The 15,426-nt window shown below is 36.6% G+C and carries 23 protein-coding genes; 5 read left to right on the top strand and 18 right to left on the bottom strand.

The window, feature by feature from the left end; all coding sequences use genetic code 11:
• Nucleotides 1–19 precede the first annotated feature (19 nt).
• The 6 genes from AC3G7N_RS10775 to AC3G7N_RS10750 form a co-directional block, all read right to left on the bottom strand.
• Nucleotides 20–301, bottom strand: coding sequence for a hypothetical protein (locus AC3G7N_RS10775; protein ID WP_489422155.1), 282 nt, complete (start codon nt 299–301; stop codon nt 20–22).
• Between the two features lie 221 nt (nt 302–522).
• Nucleotides 523–642, bottom strand: coding sequence for a small protein YxzF (locus tag AC3G7N_RS10770; protein ID WP_489422154.1), 120 nt, complete (start codon nt 640–642; stop codon nt 523–525).
• 69 nt (nt 643–711) lie between these two features.
• Nucleotides 712–1,251 (bottom strand): GNAT family N-acetyltransferase, encoded by a 540-nt coding sequence (locus AC3G7N_RS10765; protein ID WP_489422153.1) that lies wholly within the window; start codon nt 1,249–1,251, stop codon nt 712–714.
• A 20-nt stretch (nt 1,252–1,271) separates the two neighbouring features.
• Nucleotides 1,272–1,730 (bottom strand): GNAT family N-acetyltransferase, encoded by a 459-nt coding sequence (locus AC3G7N_RS10760; RefSeq protein ID WP_489422223.1) that lies wholly within the window; start codon nt 1,728–1,730, stop codon nt 1,272–1,274.
• Nucleotide 1,731: 1 nt separating this feature from the next.
• Nucleotides 1,732–2,136 (bottom strand): VOC family protein, encoded by a 405-nt coding sequence (locus AC3G7N_RS10755; RefSeq protein ID WP_489422152.1) that lies wholly within the window; start codon nt 2,134–2,136, stop codon nt 1,732–1,734.
• Nucleotides 2,137–2,208: 72 nt separating this feature from the next.
• The gene (locus tag AC3G7N_RS10750) at nt 2,209–2,595 is read right to left on the bottom strand and encodes a DnaJ family domain-containing protein (protein ID WP_489422151.1); all 387 of its coding nucleotides are present in this window, start codon (nt 2,593–2,595) and stop codon (nt 2,209–2,211) included.
• A gap of 138 nt (nt 2,596–2,733) precedes the next feature.
• Between AC3G7N_RS10750 and AC3G7N_RS10745 the strand changes: the two genes are divergently transcribed.
• Together AC3G7N_RS10745 and AC3G7N_RS10740 are read left to right on the top strand one after the other, a co-directional pair.
• Complete coding sequence (locus AC3G7N_RS10745) at nt 2,734–2,895, top strand: hypothetical protein (protein WP_489422150.1); 162 nt, start codon at nt 2,734–2,736, stop codon at nt 2,893–2,895.
• A gap of 68 nt (nt 2,896–2,963) precedes the next feature.
• The gene (locus tag AC3G7N_RS10740; RefSeq protein ID WP_489422149.1) at nt 2,964–3,401 is read left to right on the top strand and encodes a DUF6376 family protein; all 438 of its coding nucleotides are present in this window, start codon (nt 2,964–2,966) and stop codon (nt 3,399–3,401) included.
• 35 nt (nt 3,402–3,436) lie between these two features.
• On the opposite strand, the gene AC3G7N_RS10735 is transcribed toward AC3G7N_RS10740, so the two are convergent.
• The 12 genes from AC3G7N_RS10735 to AC3G7N_RS10680 form a co-directional block, all read right to left on the bottom strand.
• Complete coding sequence (locus AC3G7N_RS10735) at nt 3,437–4,039, bottom strand: Dph6-related ATP pyrophosphatase (protein WP_489422148.1); 603 nt, start codon at nt 4,037–4,039, stop codon at nt 3,437–3,439.
• 79 nt (nt 4,040–4,118) lie between these two features.
• Entirely contained in the window at nt 4,119–4,994 is an 876-nt protein-coding gene (locus tag AC3G7N_RS10730; protein WP_489422147.1) for a phosphotransferase family protein, read from the bottom strand.
• A gap of 19 nt (nt 4,995–5,013) precedes the next feature.
• The gene (locus tag AC3G7N_RS10725; RefSeq protein ID WP_489422146.1) at nt 5,014–5,400 is read right to left on the bottom strand and encodes a DUF4440 domain-containing protein; all 387 of its coding nucleotides are present in this window, start codon (nt 5,398–5,400) and stop codon (nt 5,014–5,016) included.
• Between the two features lie 78 nt (nt 5,401–5,478).
• On the bottom strand, nt 5,479–5,754 hold the full coding sequence (locus AC3G7N_RS10720) for a hypothetical protein (protein ID WP_489422145.1): 276 nt from the start codon (nt 5,752–5,754) through the stop codon (nt 5,479–5,481).
• 23 nt (nt 5,755–5,777) lie between these two features.
• Nucleotides 5,778–6,062 carry an alpha/beta fold hydrolase gene (locus AC3G7N_RS10715; protein WP_489422144.1) on the bottom strand — a complete coding sequence of 95 codons (285 nt, stop codon included), beginning with the start codon at nt 6,060–6,062 and terminating at the stop codon, nt 5,778–5,780.
• 89 nt (nt 6,063–6,151) lie between these two features.
• On the bottom strand, nt 6,152–6,328 hold the full coding sequence (locus tag AC3G7N_RS10710) for a hypothetical protein (protein ID WP_489422143.1): 177 nt from the start codon (nt 6,326–6,328) through the stop codon (nt 6,152–6,154).
• A gap of 402 nt (nt 6,329–6,730) precedes the next feature.
• Nucleotides 6,731–8,482: a putative ABC transporter permease subunit gene (locus AC3G7N_RS10705; RefSeq protein ID WP_489422142.1), complete on the bottom strand. Its 1,752-nt coding sequence runs from the start codon at nt 8,480–8,482 to the stop codon at nt 6,731–6,733.
• A complete protein-coding gene (locus AC3G7N_RS10700; RefSeq protein ID WP_489422141.1) occupies nt 8,479–9,276 on the bottom strand; it encodes an ABC transporter ATP-binding protein in 798 nt (265 codons plus the stop codon). The genes AC3G7N_RS10705 and AC3G7N_RS10700 overlap by 4 nt, the downstream gene beginning before the upstream one ends.
• Nucleotides 9,277–9,438: 162 nt before the next feature.
• Nucleotides 9,439–9,744: a PTS sugar transporter subunit IIB gene (locus AC3G7N_RS10695; RefSeq protein ID WP_489422140.1), complete on the bottom strand. Its 306-nt coding sequence runs from the start codon at nt 9,742–9,744 to the stop codon at nt 9,439–9,441.
• Between the two features lies 1 nt (nt 9,745).
• On the bottom strand, nt 9,746–10,081 hold the full coding sequence (locus AC3G7N_RS10690) for a PTS lactose/cellobiose transporter subunit IIA (protein ID WP_489422139.1): 336 nt from the start codon (nt 10,079–10,081) through the stop codon (nt 9,746–9,748).
• 6 nt (nt 10,082–10,087) lie between these two features.
• Nucleotides 10,088–11,374: a PTS sugar transporter subunit IIC gene (locus AC3G7N_RS10685; RefSeq protein WP_489422138.1), complete on the bottom strand. Its 1,287-nt coding sequence runs from the start codon at nt 11,372–11,374 to the stop codon at nt 10,088–10,090.
• A 1-nt stretch (nt 11,375) separates the two neighbouring features.
• A complete protein-coding gene (locus AC3G7N_RS10680) occupies nt 11,376–12,695 on the bottom strand; it encodes a 6-phospho-beta-glucosidase (protein ID WP_489422137.1) in 1,320 nt (439 codons plus the stop codon).
• A gap of 229 nt (nt 12,696–12,924) precedes the next feature.
• Between AC3G7N_RS10680 and AC3G7N_RS10675 the strand changes: the two genes are divergently transcribed.
• From AC3G7N_RS10675 to AC3G7N_RS10665, 3 genes are all read left to right on the top strand, one after another.
• Complete coding sequence (locus AC3G7N_RS10675; RefSeq protein ID WP_489422136.1) at nt 12,925–13,659, top strand: GntR family transcriptional regulator; 735 nt, start codon at nt 12,925–12,927, stop codon at nt 13,657–13,659.
• Nucleotides 13,656–14,357: a chitin disaccharide deacetylase gene (chbG, locus tag AC3G7N_RS10670; RefSeq protein WP_489422135.1), complete on the top strand. Its 702-nt coding sequence runs from the start codon at nt 13,656–13,658 to the stop codon at nt 14,355–14,357. The genes AC3G7N_RS10675 and chbG overlap by 4 nt, the downstream gene beginning before the upstream one ends.
• A 237-nt stretch (nt 14,358–14,594) precedes the next feature.
• Nucleotides 14,595–15,371 (top strand): glycoside hydrolase domain-containing protein, encoded by a 777-nt coding sequence (locus AC3G7N_RS10665; protein ID WP_489422134.1) that lies wholly within the window; start codon nt 14,595–14,597, stop codon nt 15,369–15,371.
• The last annotated feature ends 55 nt before the right edge of the window (nt 15,372–15,426 follow it).

Genomic DNA, 15,426 nt, shown 5'->3' with positions numbered 1-15,426 from the left:
CTCACCCCCCCAACCTGTATCACTCTTCTTTTCCATTTTCGGATGTATTATCTTTCTTTTTCTTCTTTCTGAAAAAGTTTGTAACGATAACAACCACTACTCCGATAACCATGATTGGTAAAGAATAAGAAGTAAAATGTTCTGGATAATACTTTTTCCATCCGATATCCTCATTCATACTTAATCCAATAATAAATACAAGTAATCCAATGTAAAATATTAGATTCCCTAGTTTTGTATACTTCTTAATTTTAATACACCTCTTTAGGTTTATATAATCTACTTTTTCTTGATTATTCATTTCATCAATGCATTTAATAGGACGTTGTTAGGCTAAAAATTGTGAATTATTCATCCTCGTCTATCATATCAAAAAAATACGAGTTTGCGGAAGAATTTATGTTGGTGGTAACAATCAAGGTTCATCAGCTACTTCGGTTATTCATCAGCAAATTTACGGATTTTATCATTCTGCATAAAAAAATACCGCACTAGTTCATTTCCAACTAGTACGGCGTTCTTCTACTTTTGATTAACTGTTTTATTTTTACGTTTATCACGAAACTTTTTTATTAATGGATAAATCATTGGACCATATTTAATCAGTCTTTTTATTAATTTTCCCATGGATATCTCCTCCATTACATACAAGGGCTTGTATAATATTTCATCTTACTTGTATCTTTCCTTTTCCATGAAATATTAAACATACTATATCCACTCTGTTCGGAGCATAGAAAAAACAAGCGCATCATGGGATTGGTTACGTTGAAATAAATACCCACGCAATATGCCTTCCTGTTTAAAGCCTACCTTCCCTAACAAATTATTGGATGAAACGTTATCCGGAAAGGTTATTGCACCCACTCGGAATAAACCTAAATCTTTAAAAGAATAATATAAAACTACCTCAATTGCTTCTGTTGCGATACCCTTTCTCCAATTATTCGGATGCAACTCGTATCCGATTTCAGCTCTTTTACTCCAATTGCTTAGGTTATTTAAGCCTATTGTCCCAATGAAAGTATTTGTTTCTTTCCAAATAATTCCCCATCTCATACCCTGCTTTTCCGAATAGGTACTTTGGAATGAGTCAATAATCTTGGCTGCCTGATCGACGCTTTCTAAACTATCCATGCCGTAGAACTCTGTTACAGTAGTATTTGACATGATTTCAAAATATGCTTGATCGTATTGATGATCGATATGTACTAACTTAAGTCGTTTTGTTTCGAGTGTTGGAAACTCCATGATAATCCCCGCCAATCTATCTAATTTTCAAAGTTAATACTCAATCGAACCATATCTCGACATTGTATCCCATTTTCCATGATTTTTTCTGCATAGTTTTTTATAAAAAAGTCATGTTCAATTCCACTAATTCGAAAGCCACATCTTTGATAAAGTGCCAGTTGTCCGATACTTGAATTTCCTGTTCCTACTTCTATGTTTTCATAACCATGTACTTTCGCTTTTTTTATAGCATGCTTAACCAATTGTTTGCCAATCCCTTGCTTTTGCTTATCTTCTGAAACAGCTACATTTATTAGTTCAACTGTAGCTGAATCAATTGGTAACAAAACATAAACACCAACTATGTTAGTATCAACTTTTGCAACAAAACATTGACCTTGTTTCAGGTACCTTTCCACAAGCATTTTGGAAGGGTCAGCTAATAGCAATAAGTGCATCGGAGGGTCTTCTTTTGCATGTAATTTCTGGATATCCATATCAAATTCCACTCGTATTCATAAGGATTATCCTCCACCCATCTGGGTCCTCAATTGTAATCCCTTTTTCTTTCCAATACTGATTTTCAGGTTCTACCTGTTCATGACCCATGTTTTGTAATCTGGTATAGATCTGATCAATTTCATTTTTGTCAGGTATGTACAAAACCAACAAATTATCTTCTGAAGGTGCAGGACACGGACTACCATCAACATGTTTCGTGAATTCCAAGTGGTAGGAAGTACCAGGCAGACCATAAATAACACCGGTATACCCACGATGACCTGTAAATTCTGTCAAACGCGTTAAGCCAAGACCCTTCTCATAAAAATCGCTTACTTTTTCAAATTTATCCGTAGGTCTAGCTATTCTAATTTGTGCTGTTGTAAAGTCATTAAATTCCATATTGCATTTCCTTTCTTCTTGGTATGAACCACTTTTTTCGTTAATTTTTACTACCTTCTTGTAGAAACACTACTATTCACTCAACTTATTTTTTTGCAAAAATGTTGGACATGTATAATTGTATTCTTTTATTTTTTTGTTGGCCTCTTTTATTTTCTTATACTTCTCTTTTCCTTCTAGGTTAACAATCTTTTCTTTCAGTAAATCAATTTCTTTACCCAGTTCCACCCACCTTGGTAGTACATGGTTATTCGCTAGGGTTTGATAAAGTTGCTTATCAGACGGGTTATAGTAATTTTTGTCCAACTTAAGCGGCTTTCCTTTACCAGGTAAATCATCAAAATGCCCTTCTCGTTCGGCTTTTCTAACCATCTCAGTCATAAAATCAGTATATTCTGCCTGGTATTCTACATCTTTCTTTTTCTGATCACGACTTTTATGGGACTCATCCTCACTCAACACAATCATCCCCAATCTCACGAATAAAGAATTTATATCACACGACACCAGTCTACCTTATTTATTCAACTTTTCATGGTTAAAATCCTGCAATTCAATGATAAAACTTTAGTTATAAAAAAGTGAGGGCCTATGCATATGACCGAAAATGAAAGGATTAGGGTGAAGAATTTTTATGGGATACAACCAATTTTTCATGGATTATTATATGCTGTACGTGAGGGACAAAATGTAAATTGGGAAATTGCTTTGTCAAAGTTTCTGAAATTAAAGGCATGTAAAAAAGTACAAGCAGCATAAGTTGTTCGGTTTCGTATTATTTATTCTTTAATGGTATGGTATATACAGAACCATGAAAGGGGAATCTGATGAAAAAACTTATCAGTCTGTTACTTGTCACTGCTTTGTTGGCACTTAGTGGTTGTTCTTTCTTAGAGGAGGCAAATAACTCCTTGAACTATGTCAATGAATCTACTGAATATATAAATGAATTAAGCACATTTGCAGAAGATACTTCCTCGCTTGTTAGCGAAGCAGCTAATAACTCGGAAGCCAAAGCTGAATTAGAATCGCGATTAACATCTCTAAAAGAAAATATTCAAGAATACAATGGTATTGAAGTACCCGCACTTGCAGAAGACATCCATCAAGAATTAAAAGCTAAAAATCAACAACTTGAAGAAACGGTCAACCAGGTCTTACAAAATGGTGAAGTTGCAATCGATCAGCTACAACAATCGGAACTCTATCAAACCATTGCTGACATCACAGGTCTACTAGATCAAATTGAACAATTAGGATTATAATATCCATTGCCGCTTCTTTATAGAAGTGGTATTTTTTATTTTACCGAATGCTTATATATTGGGCCATCATATACGGCTGTATGATATTCCCCAGATTCACCCATAGGACAAACACTTTTTTGCACGATATCATGAATGAACGATTCATCCAATCTTCGGCCTACCCAATTTTTAGGAAGCTTCTTTTCATCAACTTTGATTACCTGAGCTTTAAAACCAACATCTATTACTTCCTGTAGCAATCGTAAAACATTTTCTTGTTTCGTCCATATAGGATAAAGCGCTTCTAAATCAGCCTTTTCAGCTACTTGTTCTCCCCATTCACGATGCCCATCTAAATAAATATCACCAAATGCAATCCCGTCAATGTTGTATTGTTTTTTTAAATCTTCCAGGGTACGAACAAAATCTTCTGTATACGTTTCAAAATCGGTTTCGATAAAATGGACTGGGATTCCAATGCTTTTGGCTTGCTCAGCAATCTTTTCCCGTTTTTCATCATGTGCAACAGTTTCCTGGCTCTGTTCCCAAATAGTCGTGATCAAACAAGATACTTTAACAGTTTGTTGTTGTAGTTTGTACAACGTAAGGCAACTATCTTTTCCTCCACTGAATGATAATGCTACTTTTTTAGTCATTAAAATCACCTCTTTATCGATTATCGCAGTTTGACGGGCGGTAAAAAAAGAAAACTAGACATTTAATGAAGTTTTCACTTTATATGTAATCCTTCATCCCGTTTTCAAAGGCATTCTTATCATCATTTTCAATCCCATGTAAGGCTTCCTGTAATGCAAAAGTGCGTTTATAGAAAAAAGCTCTTTTTGCAATTTGATTTCCATTCGGGTAATGAGCTATGCACTTATTGAAAAATGCTTCCTCATAGCTTGCCAGAATACCTGCAAAGTCATATGCAGGATCTCCTAATTCAGATCCCCCAAAGTCAATAATACCGGATATCTCTTGTTTACTTGAGTTATATAAAATATTAGATGCACCAAAGTCACCATGAATAAGGGTAGGTTTAAATTGATCATCTTTTACCTGTGTTAGGAATTCTTCAAATAAGCCTGAAACATCTTTCCTAGCTTCATCTCTCATAAATGGAAAAAGCTTTTCTTTAATACGTTTATATAAATCCATAAACTTTGCTTGAATACCAGATTTTTGTTTTGGCAGGATTTTCCTCACCTGTTCTTCAGAAATAGCATGTAGTTCCATTAAAAAGCCTACCAGTTGAGATGCTATTTTATCTAGTTGAAATTCGTCTGTAATTTTTGTAAAATTATCTCTCCACAGCGGAATCCCGGTTATTAGTTTATATCCCGTGAAGACCTTACGTACCTCAAATATTTCAAATGATTGATAGATAGGAACAGGAGTTGGCAAAGTCACACGCTGATTGACATGTTCCAAAATCATAGTCTCATGTCGTAGGTTTTCCATCCCTTGCTCGTATTTAGGAAACCGGAATACGATAGCTTTATTTACAATTATAACGTCATTATTTTGCCCAATTTCATTTACCTGAACATCATCAATCGTTAATCTTGGATAAACTTGGTTAATTCGATCTATATAAGTGGTAAACATATGCATGCTCCTTAAGCTACTAGACTCTTTCCTCAACTTCTCTTGTCAATAACCATTCACCATCGATAGTTTTCCAAGTTTCAATGGTAAATAACCTAGCTTTTTCTTGATCATTTTCTTGGAGAACTTGTTCATAAAATACGATTGCTTGATCAGCCGCTTTCATTCGTATTACACGGTTCTCAAATTTCTTGGTGTACCGACCGATTGAATTTTCAACAGAATCTCTTAACCCTTCAATAGCCTCAGATCGGTTGAAATAAGTAAGCTTTGTGTTATCAGTAAAAAACGCAACATAGTAATCAGAAGACATTCTTTCTACAAAAGTAGTATCACCTGTTTCCATGGTTTTCTTCCATTCCTGTAAAAATTGATCATGAAAAGTTTTGAATGCTTCAACAACCATTTTTACACCCTTCCCATTAATTCAACTTAACTTCATCCCAAATTCATTTTTGAGAATTTTTATATCTCATCCGCAACCTTATTCAAAAATCCTTCTACTATTTTCGTATAGATAACCTGCAAAAGGGATGATAGACACATGTACATTATTATTCGTTTTAGGATATATCATTGTGGTTTTTACCTCATCGGGTTGGTCTTCTCCAACCATATACAAAATGGGCATGTTTAATGTGGCTAAATCCTTCGTTTCATCAAACGGATACCAGTCTGGATCACGAGCCATGTAGAGAAACTGTCGCCAGTCACCCTCGTGCATACTATCAAACAAGGAAATTGCATCTTCATTTTGCAAAATTTATGTTTGATGTTCGACATCTACTGCATGCATTTCCTCCCAACGAGCAACCGACAATATTTGTTGATTGATTCGATTCCTAAATGATCAAGGGTTTCCGATAAATCCTGTGCGCAATCCTCAAAATAGTTTGCTAGATCATTGGAATTTGACTTACCATGCCCTCTTAAGTCAGGAAGGATTACCTTGTAATTTTGTTTAAAATATTCTACTTGGTGTTCAAAATCTGTTGTTCCCGTTTGCAAGCCTGTATGAAGAAAGACAATTGGTTCGCCTTCTCCTACAATTTCTGTATGTAGTGCCATGAATAATCCCCCTTTAGAAGTACTCTGAATAATAAATCACTGTATCTATCAACTAATGGTAACGCACTTTTTCACTGTTTCATTTCCCCCTACCTATTGCTTATCATTTGAATCCGCATCCTTCTTTTCCCTAACCCATTTTCCGACAATTGATGAATAATGCCATTTCTCACTGCAGCTTGGATCACAAGATATAAAACAAACACCGCACCTCCCATGAATATTAAGTAGAGTAAGATTGGCGCAAGCGAAAATGCTACTTCCATCTGACTCCTCCTTTCTCTTATTCTAATTTTAATATGGCTGTCTTCTAAAAGATTGTTGTTTTTGACACAAAATCTATAAAATGCGACGTAACTAAAACCATGTTATGTGCGCTGTGACCGCTACGGAAAAATACTACGCTTTCCGCGGGCTCGCGATGAGCCTCCGTGTTTTTCCTTCGCTAGGGTTAGAGATTTACCTATAATTCTCTCCCATTCACCTCTTAACTTTACAGTGATTGGAGCGGAGGGCAGTCGACTCCTGCGGGATTATAGGCATAGGTGAGACCCCGCAGTGCGGAGCACGAGGAGGCTCACCAGCCGCCCGCGGAAATCACGTTGCTATTATGTCGCATTTTATATCAACTTCGGCGGTATGAGCAACAAACTATACGAAAACAGCTTTTAATATAAACTTTTACCAGGTTTTAAGGGTTTAGAATTACTTCCGTGGCCCATGTCAATCACGATTCCTTTATCAAATCGTTTAGCGCTTAAGCGTACAAATATTACCGCGATTCCTATCGATAGAATTAGCATAACGATGGCCCCAATTACTCCCGTTAATGTCGGAAAGCTTACTTTCCATGACAGCAATGTGAAGGCAACATCAGCAAGAAATCCTAAGAACCCACTAGTATTACCCATTTCAGCAGTCACGTCAACTGCATCAATCGGCACAATCAGAAATATATAAGGAATCGCTGTTAATGCTAAATAGATATAGGATGAAATCATTAAAATAATTGCAGTTCCAACTTTAAGTCGGGCTTGCGGATTTTTAGAATTATATTTTGCCCCAATTGTTCCTAGCCAAAGGCCGACTGAACTAATCCCAACTGTGATAATTGCTTTTAACACAATGCCGATAGCAAATTGCAAAAGTGTAAAGCCAAGGAAAACGCCAACAATACATTCAATAACAGTTAGCAAAATAAACGGCAATAACCAGCTGATCCAAAGCTTACCAACTGCTATGTCGCGTCCAGAAAGTGGTAGTGTACGTAATATCCAAATGGATGAGCCTTCGCGGGCAACGGATGATGCTGCCATGCTACCGTTGAAAATTGCATAAACAAACAGTAAGGCCCCTTGGGCGATTGGCCATGAAATATCATTATGTCCTTGTAGATCACTAAGTTCAGCTCCACTACTTAAAAATCCAAAGACCGGAAAGATGATAAAAAAGATCAGTGGCATGAATACTAGCCATTCACGCATGTCTCGTTTTATTGCAAACCATTCCTTGATTCCAATAGCAATTGCTGGATGATGAACAGATGTTTTGGTCTTACTTTTCTTACTGCGTTTCTTTGACTTTTTACCACTGCCTTCACTTAATCTGATCCAGCCCGTTCGAAAGCCTCTTTCCACAAGTGAGGTAGCAATAACCACGCTAACGCCTGCAAGTAATAAAACTAATAACAAGGGCAATAAAAATTGACTTGATCCAGTTGTAGATTCCATGATGGCAGAGCTTCCCCAACTCACTGGAACCCATTCTGGCATTAATGGTAAACCACTCATCAATCTTTCTGTCATTGATTGATCACTCACGATGTTTGGGAATACAAAAAGTAAATACACAATTAACCCTGAAAGCGCGCTCATAATCGTCATAAATTCATTTGCACGGTTTCCTGGTATTAATTGAATAAGGACCAAGTTTAGTAAATAAGCCATCGAAAGACCTATAATTACAAACGCTAGAGCGACCAAAATTAATACTGGGTAAAAAAGAATATTTGCGCTAACGGCAATCCCATAAACAACTAACGGAATGACAAATACTAAAAAAAGACCAAATGGAATTCCGATGAAGCTTTGCATGTATTTAACCCAGAAGATATGTCGTGTTGGTATTGGCATGGTGAATAACATTTGTAAATCTGTTGCAGCGTATAAATGCTTAAATACTTGCGGTAAGCCGACCAATAAAATAAATCCAATGACAGCTATAAAACCATACGAAATGATACCTTCAAGAATTGGTCTAGGTAAAGATTGGCTAATACTCCAAACCCCTTTAGACATAAAATATACTACTATTCCTAAAAGGATTGCTGAAATTGCATAACCTACATAATTTTTGTAGGCTTGCGTCTTCATGGTATTAGTGAATATTTTCAGCTGACTGCGCAGTAATATTTTCATCATTTAAAGTCACCTTGCTCAACCTTTGAAATTTCGGAAATTAGTGCTTGTTGATCTTCGTCACCCGTCAATTCTAAGAATATGTCTTCTAGACTCCTGTCAGCGTTTCCTTCTTGTTTTTTCAATTCTTCCATTGAGCCAAGGGCTATGATCGAGCCATCTAAAATAATTCCAATACGATCACATAATTGCTCAGCGATTTCAAGAATATGTGTGGTTATAAAAACAGTCATTCCTTCATTACATAATTCACGTAGTAGTTTCTTTAAGTTACGAGCACTTTTAGGGTCTAAACCCACTGTTGGTTCATCTAGAAAAAGCACATCAGGATTATGTACAAGCGCTCCGCATATTGCTATTTTTTGTTTCATTCCATGTGAATAACTTTCTATCAAATCATCTGCACGATCTGTTAATGTAAAAATTTCTAGTAATTCCTTTGCTCTATTTATGTAATCATTCTTTTCCAGTTTGAAAACAGATGCGACAAAATGGAGGTAATCCCATCCCGTTAGTTTCGGATAAAGATTCGGTTGATCCGGAACGTACGCAATCATTTTTTTTGCATTGATTGGATCTTTCCATATGTCACTTCCGCCTATCTCCACGTTTCCTTTAGTAGGTTCCAATAGCCCCGTCATCATTTTTATTGTTGTCGTTTTTCCAGCGCCATTTGGACCGAGAAATCCGAAAAGTTCTCCCTTATTAACATTTAAATCAATACTATGTACCGCTTCCTGTTTTCCGTAAGACTTCGTTAATTCAGTTAATTTAATCGACGATACACTCACCGTCATTCCCCCCCCTGAAATTTTCTATATATTCTTTATTGTATCGTTTTTCACTTCGCCTGTCACCACTCGTTCATTGTTGATTAATGTCGATTAAAAGATAAGGAGAAGTAGTTATTGAGAGTAATTTAATAAAAATGGCCTGCAATGTCTGCAAGCCATTCTTAGTTATTTCTTGATTAAGTTGAGTGCTTGTTCTAATACTTTATCCCCTTGCATCATCCCATATGCCCTCTGATCAATAATGTCTGCTAAAATACCCCTTGGTTCTACCTGTGCTTTGATTTTCTTCTCCAGATAACGAACCTGTGGACCGATTAACACAACATCCAGGTCATTTAAATGATTTTTCAACTCGGATTCTGCTACCGCTTGAATATCCGCTTCAATTCCTCGCTCTTCAACTGATTTTTTCATTTTATTTACAAGCATAGATGTAGACATGCCCGCTGAACATACAAGAACAATTTTCATTTTATTTATCCTCCAATCGTTGCATTCGTTCGTACATATCAATCATCTCATTAGCTAAATCCTTTACGGTCATGGCAGTCATCAAGTGATCCTGTGCATGAACTAAGATAACAGTAACATCATTTTTTTCGCCATTTGCTTCTTCCTGTAGAAGTTTTGTTTGTTCATGGTGTGCTTTTGCAAATTCTTGGTCTGCCTCTGTTATTTTCTCACGTGCTTTATCAAAGTTATATTCTTTAGCTAAAGAAATTGCTTCCATTGCATTAGATCGTGCATTGCCAGCATGAAGAATGATGTTGAATGAGAGCATCTGCATTTCTTCCAAGGTTTTAATCATTGTTGTTTATCCCTCCATCCGTTGTTTCATTTCTCTTGCTCCTGCCATGACAAATGGAATATAGAGCAGAACAGCAACTGTTAGGTTAACTACTTGCAAAGCAATTCCGCGCCAGCTACCACCTGTCACAAGATAACCACTTAGAATCGGCGGTGTTGTCCACGGTAAGATTACGACTGTCCTTGGTACGATTCCAGTTGCAAGTGCTACGTACGATATAATGGTTAATGTAACAGGTACTAAAACAAACGGTATTAACATTACTGGATTTAATACAATCGGCAAACCGAAGATTACTGGTTCATTAATATTAAATATTCCAGCTGGTGCGGATAGTTTTGCAACTTCACGATAGGGATGTTTTTTCTCATTCCGGATTACAATAAATATTGCTAGTAAAAGTGCAATTGTTGTCCCTGATCCACCCATAAAGACAAATGAGTCTAAAAACGGCTTTGTAACTATGTTTGGTACATCAAACGCTGACATGCCATTTTGGAACAACTTTAAATTATTCTCTATTAATGGTAAATAAATTGGTTCAATAACCGAGCCGATAATGTTTGTGCCATGCAAACCAAAAAACCATAATATATGATTTAGAAGTGCAATGATTATTGCTGCAGGTAATGTATTACCTAGGCCCTGTAAAGGTTTTTGAATTGCACTAAAAATTAATTCAAATACACTTATATCTGCAAAAACGCTCATAAGCGCTTGGAATAATCCTACTAAGATCAATATAAGAGTAGCTGGTATAAGTGCTGTAAATGATCTTGCTACGCCATCTGGAACACCTTCTGGCATCTTTATCGTCATTTTTGAATTCACTAAAATCCTAAACAACTCTGTCAATACTAATGCAACAACAATTGCGACAAATAATCCTTGTGTTCCTAACCAAGCCATACTTAATCCGAAATCCCCCGTAACTGGAACAAGCATAATGTATGACGCGGCTGCTATCAAACCTGCTGACAGTCCGTCAACATTATATGATTTAGCCAAATTATATGCAATAGAAAAAGCGATTAGTAAACCAAGTACAGCAAATGTTCCATTCCATATACTGCCTCCCACTTGCTGCCAATTTCCTTCGCCAAATATTTCATTCATCCATTCAACAAAGCTAAAATTGCCAAGTGGTGGAAAGTTATTGACCAGGATAGCTAGTGACCCAATAATTACTAATGGCATGATCGCGACAAATCCATCACGTATGGCAACCAGGTGTCGTTGGGCACCAATACGCCCAGCAATTTCAATAAATTTTTGCATAAACTTACTATTCATTCTACATCCCCCCTGAGTTAAATTGCGGTAAATAAGATTTATGTGCTTCCAGCAGTTCATCAAGTACTACCTTGCTATGCTTTTCATCAGCAATTAATGGATTCATCACAAATGCTAAGTAGGCATCATTGTAGTCTCCTGACAGGCTTGCATGGATAACAAGCTCTTCAAACGCTTTCATTTGATAGATAATGCCTTTTATTGTGTGTGGTAACGGACCAACCACTAACGGTTTCGGACCATGTTTTGTAATGACACAGTTTACTTCGATAACAGCATCATCGGGAAGATCTGGGATTGCTCCATTATTTAAAGTGTTTACTGTCTGAATATCTTCTTTGTTATTATAGATAGAATCCATCAGACTGCAGGCTACATCACTATAAAATGCCCCCCCTCGTTTTTCCAGCTCACTTGGTTTCTCACGTAGTTCAGGGTTTTTGTATATTTCAAAAAGTGATTTTTCTAATTCCTGTACAACTTCTGCACGTGTACCATGTTCTTCAAAGGCCTTGATGTCCTTTTCCAATACGTCTTTAGTTTGAAAATAGTATTGGTGGTATGGATTCGGCAAAAGTTTAAACGTTTCAATAAATTCCTTTGACCAGCCAAGACTGACAATATTTGCTGGAGAATAATTAAGTCCATTTCCAACTAATTCCCCTAAAACTTCGATGGTACGATCCATCCCTTTCACATACACTTTCTTACCAAAGACAAAATGGTTCATGCCAACAAACTCTATCTTCACATCATCTGGTGAAACATCTAAAATCTCAGCAGTTGAATGACGCATGTTATATGGAATGTTGCAGACACCGATTACTTTCTTATGGGCCGAATGCTTTAAAAGTGCTTCTGTTACAATACCAGCTGGGTTCGTAAAGTTGATAATCCACGCATCTGGACAAATGTTATGAACGTCTTCAGCAAGTTCTAATAATACTGGTATTGTACGAAACGCTTTGAATATACCACCCGCACCGTTTGTCTCCTGACCAACAAATCCATGACTTAGTGGAATACGTTCGTCTTTTGATCGAGCATCTAACCCCCCAACACGTATTTGTGTAGAAACAAAATCTGCCTTCTCAAGTGCTTTCTTTCGATCGAGTGTCCATGTTAGTTTAATAGATTTGCTGGATTTCTCGATCATTCTTGATGCTAGCTTTCCAATCGTTTCGAGTTTCTTCTCCCCAGCTTCAATATCAACAAGCACGATATCTGTTACCGGAAAGCTATCGTGACGACGAATAATCCCTTCAATTATCTCTGGTGTATAGCTTGATCCCCCACCCACTACTACTAATTTTAGTGTCATTTTTGCAAACTCCTTATCATGTTGTTTTTTGAAAGCGCTTTTAAAAAAAGTGATAGCTTACTAATAAATCCTACTATTCATGTATATGTTTACTTGTTGTTTAAAATGTATCATACAAATTTAAAAACGTCTATACATTTATTATTTATTGTAATAACAAATATTGAACATTGTCTTAAGATGTATTATCTTGTACACTTTAGGCATACATGAGTCGAAGGAGAATACCATGGAAAAAAATCAATCATTACACGCCTATATTAAAGATGAGATGCTAACACGGATAAAATCCAATAAATATAAAAAAGGTGAACAAATCCCTACTGAACTTGAGCTTTGCAAAGATTTTAATGTTAGCAGAACCACAGTTAGGACAGCGCTATATCAGCTCACTTTGGAAGGGTATCTTTTTCGTGTACAAGGAAAAGGCACATATGTGGCTGAAAAGAAAGTAAAACAGACACTCTCCCAGACTGTAAAAAGGTATAGTGATCAAATAGCAGTTCAAGGAAAAACAGCCGAAATAACATTAATAAGCATTACTGTTGTACCAGCATCAGAACTCATTCAACAATCATTAGAAGTTTCGGTTGATGATCCGATTCAACGTATTGAGAGGGTTAGAAAAGCAAATAATGAACCAATTCAATATGAAGTTTCTTACATCCCTTGGAGTGCCGCTCCTGGAATAAAAAAAACACATGCAGAGACATCTTTATACAGGGCCTTGAAAGAGGAATTTAAAGTTCATATTGCGAAAACAACTGAACATGTTGAAATTGCACTAGCCAATGAACGATCTTGTTCTTATCTCGATTGCGAACTCGGTTTACCGTGTTTTTATATCGAAACAGTCGCTGAAGATGAGAAAGGTAAAAAGATAGAGTACTCTAGGTCTTATTTCCGTGGGGATAAAACAAATTTTGTAATCGAACGAGATTATCCTATGGAGGGAAAACAATGAAAGTTTTATTTAACGCAGATGACTTTGGTTTAACCAAAGGAGTAACAGACGGCATCATAAAGGCGCATACCGATGGTGTTGTTGGCTCTACCACATTAATGATGAATGGTTATGTGGTAGATTATGCAGTGGCACAAGCTAAGCTACATCCGTCATTAAAGATAGGTGTTCACCTTGTATTAACATGGGGAAAGCCACTCAGCAAAGCAGTACCAAATCTAGTAACTAGTAATGGAACATTTAAATATGATAATACATTCCGCAATATGGAACATCCTGATGTGCATCAGGTAGAAAAAGAATGGCGCACACAAATTGAAGCATTTTTAATGACAGGATTGCCTCTTCATCACCTTGATAGTCACCATCATGTACACGGATGGGAACCACTTAAAGAGGTGATTATTAAACTAGCAACAGAATACAATGTACCAGTTCGACATGTGAAAACCTTGACAGATAATCAAGACATTCTACTAACAGAAAAACTATGGTTAAATTTTTATAATGATGGCGTTAGTGAAGATGTTTTTGATGAATTATGCGCATTAGATGTTAACTCTGTGGAAGTAATGACTCACCCAGCATATATTGATAACGACCTACGTCAAGTTAGCTCCTATTTGGATAAGCGTGAAGAGGAACTTGAGCTATTATGTGGGTTAGTTACACCAGACTGGGTTGAAACATTAATTTAATATTGGTAGATAAGCCAAGCTTTTTTAAAGGATTTTTCGCGGATATATAATTAGATAATATAAAATGTACGCCGTTATTTCGTGATATCTGTTTTCTCTGTGCTGTCACCACCCGTATCTTGTCGTATTTGCCGATTATCAAAAGGGGTTTCGCCTCTTTTTTTATGACCTTATTCTTTGCCTACACAAGCCTCCCTTAGCACCAATATACTGCTAAAGTGTGAAAGGAGGGTTTTAATGAATAAGTACACGATTTATTTAACCATAGGTTTGATTATCGTCTTTGCGATCCCAATCATTTTAAACATATTTATTTTTTATGAACAAACTTCCTCGGATAATACATTGACTAATGAGGAAAATATTAGCAAAGGTATCAAAATATATTGGGGTGTTGATTCCGCTAGTTCAACGGATGAAGGCTTGTATCAATGTGTAAATGAAAATTTTGGACATCCAGAAATATGGGGACGTTATTTAGGTGATAAGGATGGAGTTTCAACCGGATTAGATACCAATGAGGTAATCTTTCTGCATGAACAAGGTGTAAGAATATTACTCATACACAACCATTTTACAGATGCAACTGGCTATGATCATGGAGAAGAAGAAGCTGAAGAGGCAATTGCATATGCCGAAGACCTTGGCGTCTTATACGGAGTTGCTATATTTGGTGATATCGAGCCAGTTTATCCAGTAGATTCTGCTTTCATGGAAGGTTGGTATGATACATTATCCGATTCTGTTTATGAGCCGGGAATTTATGGTGTTTTTGGCGAAGGAAGCGCCCTATTAAAGGCCTATAACGCAATGAATCAAGAAGCAAGAGGAAATACAATTGTGTGGACGGCATTTCCACAGAGTGAAATCACCACTAAAGAGAACGCTCCGGAATACAATCCTCAAGGGCCAGAAAACTCGTTGCTTTACGGTTGGCAATACGCGATTGAAGCCGAACAATGTAGGATAAACACAAATTTATATCAAAATGAGATGCTAGATCATTTGTGGTAGATTGGTAGTGACTATAAAGGCGATGACAATGTCGTCGCCTTTATTTTTGTGATGA

The organism is Virgibacillus carmonensis (assembly GCF_057836705.1).
Note: the sequence above shows the minus strand (reverse complement) of the source record. Positions and strands in the feature narration are given on the sequence as shown.

Excerpts from the sequence above, each read along its gene's own strand:
- AC3G7N_RS10775 (WP_489422155.1), bottom strand. The coding sequence starts at position 301 with ATGAATAATCAAGAAAAAGTAGATTATATAAACCTAAAGAGGTGTATT.
- AC3G7N_RS10770 (WP_489422154.1), bottom strand. The coding sequence starts at position 642 with ATGGAGGAGATATCCATGGGAAAATTAATAAAAAGACTGATTAAATAT.
- AC3G7N_RS10765 (WP_489422153.1), bottom strand. The coding sequence starts at position 1,251 with ATGGAGTTTCCAACACTCGAAACAAAACGACTTAAGTTAGTACATATC.
- AC3G7N_RS10760 (WP_489422223.1), bottom strand. The coding sequence starts at position 1,730 with ATGGATATCCAGAAATTACATGCAAAAGAAGACCCTCCGATGCACTTA.
- AC3G7N_RS10755 (WP_489422152.1), bottom strand. The coding sequence starts at position 2,136 with ATGGAATTTAATGACTTTACAACAGCACAAATTAGAATAGCTAGACCT.
- AC3G7N_RS10745 (WP_489422150.1), top strand. The coding sequence starts at position 2,734 with ATGACCGAAAATGAAAGGATTAGGGTGAAGAATTTTTATGGGATACAA.
- AC3G7N_RS10740 (WP_489422149.1), top strand. The coding sequence starts at position 2,964 with ATGAAAAAACTTATCAGTCTGTTACTTGTCACTGCTTTGTTGGCACTT.
- AC3G7N_RS10735 (WP_489422148.1), bottom strand. The coding sequence starts at position 4,039 with ATGACTAAAAAAGTAGCATTATCATTCAGTGGAGGAAAAGATAGTTGC.
- AC3G7N_RS10730 (WP_489422147.1), bottom strand. The coding sequence starts at position 4,994 with ATGTTTACCACTTATATAGATCGAATTAACCAAGTTTATCCAAGATTA.
- AC3G7N_RS10725 (WP_489422146.1), bottom strand. The coding sequence starts at position 5,400 with ATGGTTGTTGAAGCATTCAAAACTTTTCATGATCAATTTTTACAGGAA.
- AC3G7N_RS10715 (WP_489422144.1), bottom strand. The coding sequence starts at position 6,062 with ATGGCACTACATACAGAAATTGTAGGAGAAGGCGAACCAATTGTCTTT.
- AC3G7N_RS10710 (WP_489422143.1), bottom strand. The coding sequence starts at position 6,328 with ATGGAAGTAGCATTTTCGCTTGCGCCAATCTTACTCTACTTAATATTC.
- AC3G7N_RS10705 (WP_489422142.1), bottom strand. The coding sequence starts at position 8,482 with ATGATGAAAATATTACTGCGCAGTCAGCTGAAAATATTCACTAATACC.
- AC3G7N_RS10700 (WP_489422141.1), bottom strand. The coding sequence starts at position 9,276 with ATGACGGTGAGTGTATCGTCGATTAAATTAACTGAATTAACGAAGTCT.
- AC3G7N_RS10695 (WP_489422140.1), bottom strand. The coding sequence starts at position 9,744 with ATGAAAATTGTTCTTGTATGTTCAGCGGGCATGTCTACATCTATGCTT.
- AC3G7N_RS10690 (WP_489422139.1), bottom strand. The coding sequence starts at position 10,081 with ATGATTAAAACCTTGGAAGAAATGCAGATGCTCTCATTCAACATCATT.
- AC3G7N_RS10685 (WP_489422138.1), bottom strand. The coding sequence starts at position 11,374 with ATGAATAGTAAGTTTATGCAAAAATTTATTGAAATTGCTGGGCGTATT.
- AC3G7N_RS10680 (WP_489422137.1), bottom strand. The coding sequence starts at position 12,695 with ATGACACTAAAATTAGTAGTAGTGGGTGGGGGATCAAGCTATACACCA.
- AC3G7N_RS10675 (WP_489422136.1), top strand. The coding sequence starts at position 12,925 with ATGGAAAAAAATCAATCATTACACGCCTATATTAAAGATGAGATGCTA.
- chbG (WP_489422135.1), top strand. The coding sequence starts at position 13,656 with ATGAAAGTTTTATTTAACGCAGATGACTTTGGTTTAACCAAAGGAGTA.
- AC3G7N_RS10665 (WP_489422134.1), top strand. The coding sequence starts at position 14,595 with ATGAATAAGTACACGATTTATTTAACCATAGGTTTGATTATCGTCTTT.